At 33.5% G+C, this 7,727-nt stretch carries 9 protein-coding genes and 1 pseudogene; 9 read left to right on the top strand and 1 reads right to left on the bottom strand.

Going from position 1 to position 7,727, the window contains the following annotated elements:
• Positions 1-198, top strand: a pseudogene (locus tag ACMZ42_RS26555) (MFS transporter); the annotation flags it as partial.
• Positions 199-1,018: 820 nt separating this feature from the next.
• Positions 1,019-1,234, top strand: coding sequence for a hypothetical protein (locus ACMZ42_RS26550; protein ID WP_415733353.1), 216 nt, complete (start codon positions 1,019-1,021; stop codon positions 1,232-1,234).
• Between the two features lie 339 nt (positions 1,235-1,573).
• Here ACMZ42_RS26550 and ACMZ42_RS26545 read toward each other — a convergent pair whose 3' ends face one another.
• Positions 1,574-2,497, bottom strand: a complete 924-nt coding sequence (locus ACMZ42_RS26545; protein WP_415733352.1) for a peptidylprolyl isomerase — start codon at positions 2,495-2,497, stop codon at positions 1,574-1,576.
• 571 nt (positions 2,498-3,068) lie between these two features.
• On the opposite strand from ACMZ42_RS26545, the gene ACMZ42_RS26540 reads away from it, so the two are divergent.
• The 7 genes from ACMZ42_RS26540 (at position 3,069) to ACMZ42_RS26510 (ending at position 7,339) form a co-directional block, all read left to right on the top strand.
• Entirely contained in the window at positions 3,069-3,269 is a 201-nt protein-coding gene (locus tag ACMZ42_RS26540) for a hypothetical protein (protein ID WP_415733351.1), read from the top strand.
• Between the two features lie 186 nt (positions 3,270-3,455).
• Positions 3,456-3,575 carry a GNAT family N-acetyltransferase gene (locus tag ACMZ42_RS26535; protein WP_415733350.1) on the top strand — a complete coding sequence of 40 codons (120 nt, stop codon included), beginning with the start codon at positions 3,456-3,458 and terminating at the stop codon, positions 3,573-3,575.
• A gap of 181 nt (positions 3,576-3,756) precedes the next feature.
• Positions 3,757-4,155: a cytidine deaminase family protein gene (locus tag ACMZ42_RS26530; protein WP_370083490.1), complete on the top strand. Its 399-nt coding sequence runs from the start codon at positions 3,757-3,759 to the stop codon at positions 4,153-4,155.
• A gap of 292 nt (positions 4,156-4,447) precedes the next feature.
• Positions 4,448-4,834 (top strand): Rrf2 family transcriptional regulator, encoded by a 387-nt coding sequence (locus ACMZ42_RS26525; protein ID WP_415733349.1) that lies wholly within the window; start codon positions 4,448-4,450, stop codon positions 4,832-4,834.
• A gap of 263 nt (positions 4,835-5,097) precedes the next feature.
• Positions 5,098-5,994 carry an NAD(P)/FAD-dependent oxidoreductase gene (locus ACMZ42_RS26520; protein WP_415733348.1) on the top strand — a complete coding sequence of 299 codons (897 nt, stop codon included), beginning with the start codon at positions 5,098-5,100 and terminating at the stop codon, positions 5,992-5,994.
• 113 nt (positions 5,995-6,107) lie between these two features.
• A complete protein-coding gene (locus ACMZ42_RS26515) occupies positions 6,108-6,422 on the top strand; it encodes a thioredoxin family protein (RefSeq protein ID WP_415733347.1) in 315 nt (104 codons plus the stop codon).
• 20 nt (positions 6,423-6,442) lie between these two features.
• Complete coding sequence (locus ACMZ42_RS26510; protein ID WP_415733346.1) at positions 6,443-7,339, top strand: NAD(P)/FAD-dependent oxidoreductase; 897 nt, start codon at positions 6,443-6,445, stop codon at positions 7,337-7,339.
• Positions 7,340-7,727: the final 388 nt, after the last annotated feature.

The following is a 7,727-nucleotide window of genomic DNA, read 5'->3' as shown; positions in this document are numbered from 1 at the left end:
ATTGTTGATTCGACTGAACCTTCTACACGTGCAAAAACGCAAGGGAAAATAGATGTTTTAGTTGCACTAGCAGGAGCTTCAGGTGGTGCTCTCTCCGGCATGGTAGTAGCTAATGCCAGCTATGCAACATTATCTTTAGCTGGAGGTCTATTATCTTTAATCCTTATTCCAGTTGTCATTTGGTCAAGAAAAGCTTGAGATACATGATATAATACTAAAATTTTTAATGGTTACTAAAATAGTTTCAAAGTAACCTATGCAATCTTTTTTAAACCATGCAGTAATATCAAGAATTTAGAGTGAATTTAAATAAAACTTTATTAAAAAACAACTTAATTCGGTATTCCGAAATGTACATCAAAAGAACCTTTTACTCTTAATAAAAACAAATAACTATGTAATTAGCTATTTGTTTTATCATCAGCTTCTGTTTGATTACATGCATTAATTACCTCATTAAAGGCTGCTATAATTTCCTCGATTGTATATCCCGCTTCGGGTAATTCATTAGTTATTTGTTCTAATTTTTCATATGCTCATTCCTTGATAATTTTTAAAATCTAATTAGTCGTTATAAAATTGTAGCCATTGACAATAATTAAATTATCAGTTTTGAGAACAAAAGTACATTTAAAAGACAGCGGATTGGCACTTAATGATTTAAGGTTAGGGAAATACTTTATCCATTATGTACCTAAAAGTTTTGCCTTTTGGATATTTTTGTTTTGAAATTCATAGTGGGTAATACATTCGTTGTTAAATTCTAATTAGTGCATTTTTACAATAAGTTGAGACACTTTCAGGTTAGTTCAATAAAAATGCTATAATCTAAGGTATTAAGAAGATAGTAGGGTTTATCATTTGAATCATGTAATATTAGACACAGATATATGGATTTATTTAGCCCAAGATACATATACAGGAGCTCTTCTGCAACTGAAGAAATGATTGATGTTGGAAAGTTAATAATTCTAGTTCCAGAACAAGTGAAAGCTGAATGGGATACGAGGGGAGATTAATGACGGATTTCTCAAAATGGCAATTGTGGTATGGAGTAGTTTCACAAGATACAGAATATGTTAAAGTCGGACAGTCGTCTGTCAAAGTAACTACAAATGATGTCAATACTACATCAGCGAGTAGACTAAAATCAGTACAATTTAACTTATCAATTGCCAAAATAATGATGATACGTTTCTACGTAGAAGATGGAACAAACTTTGGAAACGACTAAGTTGGATTACTTAGGAAACAGGAGAAGGTACATACTGTTCGGACAAGGATTATAGGTCCAAATTACAATAGACAAAATAAATACAGGAGAGTTTACTGAACGTTTATTCCAATTAGAAAATCGTTCGTTTTATAAACCTACATTTGAATAACATCGAAAGCTAGGAGGCAGCTCCTCAGCCACCACAAGCGATTCTGTTCGAGCTTGCGCAGAAGCACGGTGGTGGAGTCTGGAAGAAGAATCACTTGTAGAAAGTAATCTACATGCAATAGATTTTATTATTTCTTAAAGCATTAAAAAGCGTAAAAGCTTAAGCCCTTACGCTTTTTGTATGAATAATTATTTACTTTCTTCTGTTGATGTATCTGCATCTTCAGTCGTTGTATCTGTTTCAGCAGCAGCTAAAAACTCATCTAACGCTGTTTTTATATCTTCATCTTTAATCTTGATATCAGCATCTTTCATCATTTTCGCTACTTTTGTTAATAGTGTTGAAGTATTCGCTTTTGCTAGTTTTAATTGCTTTTCAAGCTCGGCTTTTTTATCTTCGTATGATTCTTTAATCTCACGCTTGTCCGTCACTTCGATAATATGATAGCCAAAGCTAGATTGAATTGGATCGCTGATAACATTTTTTTTCAATGCGAAAGCACCTTCTAAAAACTGTTGATCCATATTAGTTGCTTTGTTAAACCAACCTAAATCCCCACCAGTTGTTTGTGCTGCTTGTTCAATAGAATACTCTTTTGCAACTTTTGCGAAATCTTTTCCAGTTTCAAGTTCCGCTTTCACCTTTTTAGCAGTCTCTTCATCTTTTACTACTATATGACGAGCTTGGATTTCATTTTTGATATTTTCGTATTCAGCTTTAATTTCATCTTCTGTTACTTCCACATCTTCAACTAATGCCTTTTCTTGCATCAATTTAAGTTCTAGGGATTTTTTGTACAAAGATTCTGTTTGTCCTTGTTGTGCAATGAAGGTTTCGAAGTTATCGCCTAATTGCTTTTTGTCAGCTTCTAATTGAGCGTTTACTTCATCTTCTGTCACTTTATATTTCCCTGAAAGTACTTTTTTAATTATTAGAAGTTGAAATGCTTGCTCTCCCGTAGATGCTTTCATTTCTTCATATAAATCATTTTGAGTGATATCTCCAACTTTAGAAGTAGCGATTACTTCGTCCTTAGTTGCTGAATCATTACTACAAGCACCTAATGCAAGAACTGATGCTGCAAGTGTGAATGTTAATACTGTTTTTTTCATGGAATTCTCTCCTAACTTCTTGTTGTTGCAGTTGTAAAACAAAGTCTATTTCTATTTCTATAATTATTTTTACAGAGAAAGATTATCTCCATATAAACAGTACCTTAAGAAAACCTTAACAATTCATTATGAATTTGGCCAGAAAGCTAAGTCATATAACATCAAACAATATACCGCCTATAACCAAATTAACCATATATTGGTTATAGACTAATCTAAGTTAACCTTAATTTGAGAAGAGGCTGGGACGAACTGGTCAATCTACAAAAAGCACGAGAAATCAATTTTAGAAACGTTGATTTCTCGCACTTTTCTAAATTTTAATTTGCTGGCGAATAGTAGAATCAAGTTGAACACCATAGAAAAATAAAAACATCGTACGCGAAATCGTGTATTATTGAGGTTCCTACACCAATCAATAAGAAGGGATTTCGAATACGGGAAACCTATAAGGGTTCTCGGCATAATCGACTTATGTGTATCAGAAATCAATCGATCACAGGGAATAGCATCATTACTACTTTCTGAAATAGATGATTTCTGTGTAGGGAAGTCGGTTGATTTTTTACTTTTGTTTGCAGATAACAAAAAATTATATTTAAATGCAGGATTTAAGTCTGTTAATAATGAGTGTACATGGTTAAAAATAGACGATGAAAATCAAACGACTTACGGAATAGGACATGAAATTATAAATGAACTTATGATTAAAGAAGTGGGCAATTTAAAATGGGAAAATGGCAAGATAGATTTATTAGGTTATCTTTATTAAGTTAAGGGGTACTATTGGTGCATAATTAATTCACTTTAGCTATTGGGATTTATTTTTTATTCTATACACAGATCTGTTCATTTTTAATTAAGCAATAGTAGATAAAGGGGGAATGTGATTATGAACGAGAATAGCGATTGGATTTTTGCCTAACAAGGTAATTTCCGTGGAGGAGCTCCAAAAGTTTTGGGAAATGGAATGTACTTAAAGCTATACTTATTTGACTATAAATCAGAGAACGATGTATGCTATATTGCCAATGTTGTTGTTCATCCAGACCATCGAAGTAAAGGTGTAGGAAAGTAGCTAATGCAGCGGGCACAGGATTTTTCTCAAGTAGGGCCAAATATTGATTGGCTAAGTTTATACGTTTCGGGTAAAAATCAATGGTCCAAGGGTTTATACGAGAAATTATCATTCCATACACATTTACAAGAAAATAGTTTCGTCTGGTAATTTCATGTTTCTAGAAAAGGAGCCTATACTTATGAATTATAAAGAATTAAAAAAGATTGCAGCTGCGGTTACTTCACCTACAGAATTAAATGATTTTGTTCAGTACGGAAGTGTTGGTGCAGCGATTGAAACCGTAGATAGTAATATCTATACAGGGATTAGTATAGATACAGCTTGTTCCATGGGTTTTTGTGCAGAGCATGCGGCGGTCGCAGATATGTTGAAAAATGGCGAATATCAAATAAAAGCTTTTGTAGCAGTTGACTCGGAAGGAAATGCTGTTCCACCATGTGGACGCTGCCGTGAGTTGATCAGTCAGCTTTCAAAAGAAAATTTAGAAGCTGTTGTAGAGGTTGAAAATGACAGGTTTGTTTTATTGAAAGAGATTTTGCCGTATGACTGGAAAACCAATCGAGGTAGGGAATGGTAATTGGTCAAGTTTGAAACTTTATGTTTACTTGCTATCGATTTAAAAGTAAAAGCCTAGCAAAAAGTGCGCTTTCGGGGGAGAACACTATGTTGGTATCCTTCATGGACTGAATGCAGCGGATTTAACTTGCTTTTCTTACTTGTTTAAACATAAAACACCCAGTTAGATAATTAATATCAAAAGGGCTGAAATAGTACATCCTTTTTCCAACATGAAGACACAAATATTGAAACAACTTAAATTCGATGCTATTATGGATATGTAAAGTCTTTTATTGGAGTGAATAACAGTAATGAAATATTCTAAAGCTACAAATTATGCACTACACACAATGCTTTTTCTAGCAAAGGAAACACCGGATAAACCAGTAGGTGTCCAACAATTAGCTGAAATGCAACATGTTTCTCCAACGTATTTGTCTAAAATCTTAACTAAGTTAGTAAAAGAGGGAATGATTAATTCTGTATCGGGTGCCAATGGTGGTTATACACTTAGTCAGAATTGGGAAGATATTTCATTTTTAGATATAATACATGCAATTGAAGGCAAATCGTCTTTGTTTGATTGTTGTTTATATAACGATCCTAAGTGTGTAATAAAAGAAGTAATGCTATCTGCAGAGGAAACACTGGAGAATGAGTTAAAAAACAGAAAAATATCGGATCTGGTGAAAAAATAGTCGTGGATTTAGTCCACCATTATTTTTTTGAACAATCAGAGATATAAAGAATCTTTTAAGTCTGTAAATAAACTTAAGGAACTTAGAAATTTTACACTCTAAACTCTCGGTTTTGTACTTCTATAAATTTTCAAGTAGTTATAGCTTAAAATCATTCTGTTTTAAACTTTAATTTCAGATAGAATGCATGTTGTAATATATTGAAATAACATTTTTAACGAAGCAACATGTACTCTAAACAACTTATGAAGGAGAGTTTCATGATGGAATTATTTGATTGTGCAATTATTGGTGCAGGTGGCGCTGGGCTAAATGCAAGTTTGATTTTAGGAAGGTCTCGAAAAAAAGTAGCTCTATTTGATAATGGAACAAATCGGAATCGCGTGACTCAGGAATCACATGGATTTCTTACACGTGATGGAATTAAACCTGCAGAGTTTAAAGAAATAGCTTTGAATGATGTAAAAAAATACCCATCAGTTCATTTTTATCAAAACACGGTTATGAATATAACAAAACAATCAAAGGGTTTGTTTAAAATTGAGACGTTAGAAGATCAAGAGTATGTTGCTGAGAGAATTATTTTGGCAACGGGTGTTCAAGAAGAATTCCCGCTGATTCCGGATATGAGAAATTACTATGGGAAAAGTTTATTCAGCTGCCCAACTTGTGATGGATGGGAATTACGAGATAAACCTCTAATTATAATTTCAGAAGATGAAGAACAAACCCTGTTTAAAGGAAAACTTATCTATAACTGGTCAAAAGATTTAGTAATAGCCACAAATGGTCATGAACTTTCTAATTCGACATTGAATGAACTACAAAGAAAAGATATAACTGCTATTACTGAACCTATTCAACATTTAAAGGGTATGGATGGTTATTTAAACAAAGTAGTGTTTAATTCAGGACTTGAAATCGAAAGAGTTGGAGGATTTATTGTACCTAATTTTGTGCGTCCAAACCGATTTGCAGAGCAGTTAGGTTGTCAACTAAATGAAAATGGTAGCATTGTTGTGGATGAGGCAGGGCGTACGTCACAGGAAAATGTTTATGCAGCAGGGGAAACTGCTAAATTAGGTCAGTCTTCGTTAATAGTTGCTGCTGCTGAAGGATATAAAAGCGCGATGGCAGTTGTTTTCGATAGTACAATTTAAAAAATTTTAGATTAATTACAGATATTAAATACCTTTAATGTTCATTGAAAGGGGGATAGAAGTTTTAGATTATATCTTTAAGATTTTGATTTCCACGGAGGAGGAATAAAGTTATGTCAATTACTCATGTAACAACAAAGCAAGAATTAGGAGAACACTTAAAAACTGAAAAGATTGTGTTAATAAATTTTTGGGCGGAGTGGTGTAGCCCTTGTAAAATGTTCGGAATGGTTCTTAACCAACTCAATGAAGAATCCAGTGATAAGGTGGAAATTTTAAGGGTGAATGTTGATAAAAGCCCAGAACTTGCAGCGGAATACCAGGTACTAGGGATCCCTCATTCTCGTTTGATTATTCACAATAAATTACATGAACCAATTGTTGGATATATTCCTTTAGAAAATCTAAAGCAAATTATTGGAGTTTGATTTAAAATAGGAGGGAAAACATGGAGATTCTTGAGTGTGCAATTATTGGTGGAGGACCTGCAGGATTAAATGCAGCATTATTGCTAGGTAGAGCGAATCGTTTAGTAGCATTGTTTGATACAAATAATGACCACTTTGCATTCGAGCTTCAAGAGAGTATTTCCAGAAATGGAAATGCTGCTATCGAATTCATGCAAGTAGCAAAAGAAAAATTAAATCAATATCCTAATATTCATTCCATCGTTAGTCAAAATGTTAGGGTCATTAAACAATCAGACAATAAGCTTTTTAAAATTTATGCTGAAGATGGAGAGAGCTTTCTTGCTGAAAAAATCCTTCTGACAGATGGTGCTAAAATACAGACAGATATTCCTGACTTCGAGCAATATTACAATAAAAGTATTTTTAGATCTCCATATAGTTATGGTTGGGAGTTAAAGGATAAAAAGTTGATTTATATAAATGAAACAAGGGACGTTGCGCTAACGGCCAAAATAATTCACAATCTATCAAATGATTTAATCGTGGCAACAAACGGTAATGAAATAAAAGAAAATGAAAGAAGAGAGTTAGAAGAAAAGGAAATAAACGTAATTACTGAAAAAATTAAAGAAGTAAAAGGAGATAATGGGATTTTGAGGAGCGTAGTTTTTCAAAATGGAATAGAGGTAGAGAGAGAAGCGGGCTTTATTACACCGTCCAATTTCACAACAAATATAATTGGTCAAGGATTGACTTGTGATCTTGATGAGCACGGATTAATTGTTGTTGACCATTTTGGAAGAACTTCGGAAAAAAATGTTTATTCAGCTGGTGATGCTGCTCAGCCTGCGCCAACGGAAATCGTACTTTCAGAAGCAACAGGTTTACAGGTAGCAATGACTATTAATTCAGATATTTCGATTGAAAAGTTTTAAATAGTAATGAACTATAAGTGCAATTTTGTAAGACATAGTAAAGAAGTTGCTTAAGGGGAGGATTCGTTTTGCCAACCAAGGATTTTTTTGTTGGCAAGATTTTTACTGCTCATTTCCCGAATATTAGCATTAATACTATTCATTGTATCCCGAGCATTGGTGGATGCTTTCGAGTATGATAAGTAAGTGCCAATGCAATGCACTGTTTTAATTCGTTGATTGGTATTTCATCATTTTCAGCAAATACAATCGCTCGATTACCTTCATAGCTGAATAAATCTCTATAAACCTCATTCGTAGGTAGAGCTACCTGCCTTCGTTAAAACTTATTGCCAACACAACATCGGTTGTGTAAATAAGAAAGTCTTATGGAACAGAAGATAAATCA

This window comes from Lysinibacillus sp. NPDC056185, assembly GCF_047737915.1.
In the GTDB taxonomy this organism is placed as follows: Bacteria; Bacillota; Bacilli; order Bacillales_A; family Planococcaceae; genus Lysinibacillus.
This window is presented reverse-complemented; position numbering and strand designations above follow the sequence as displayed.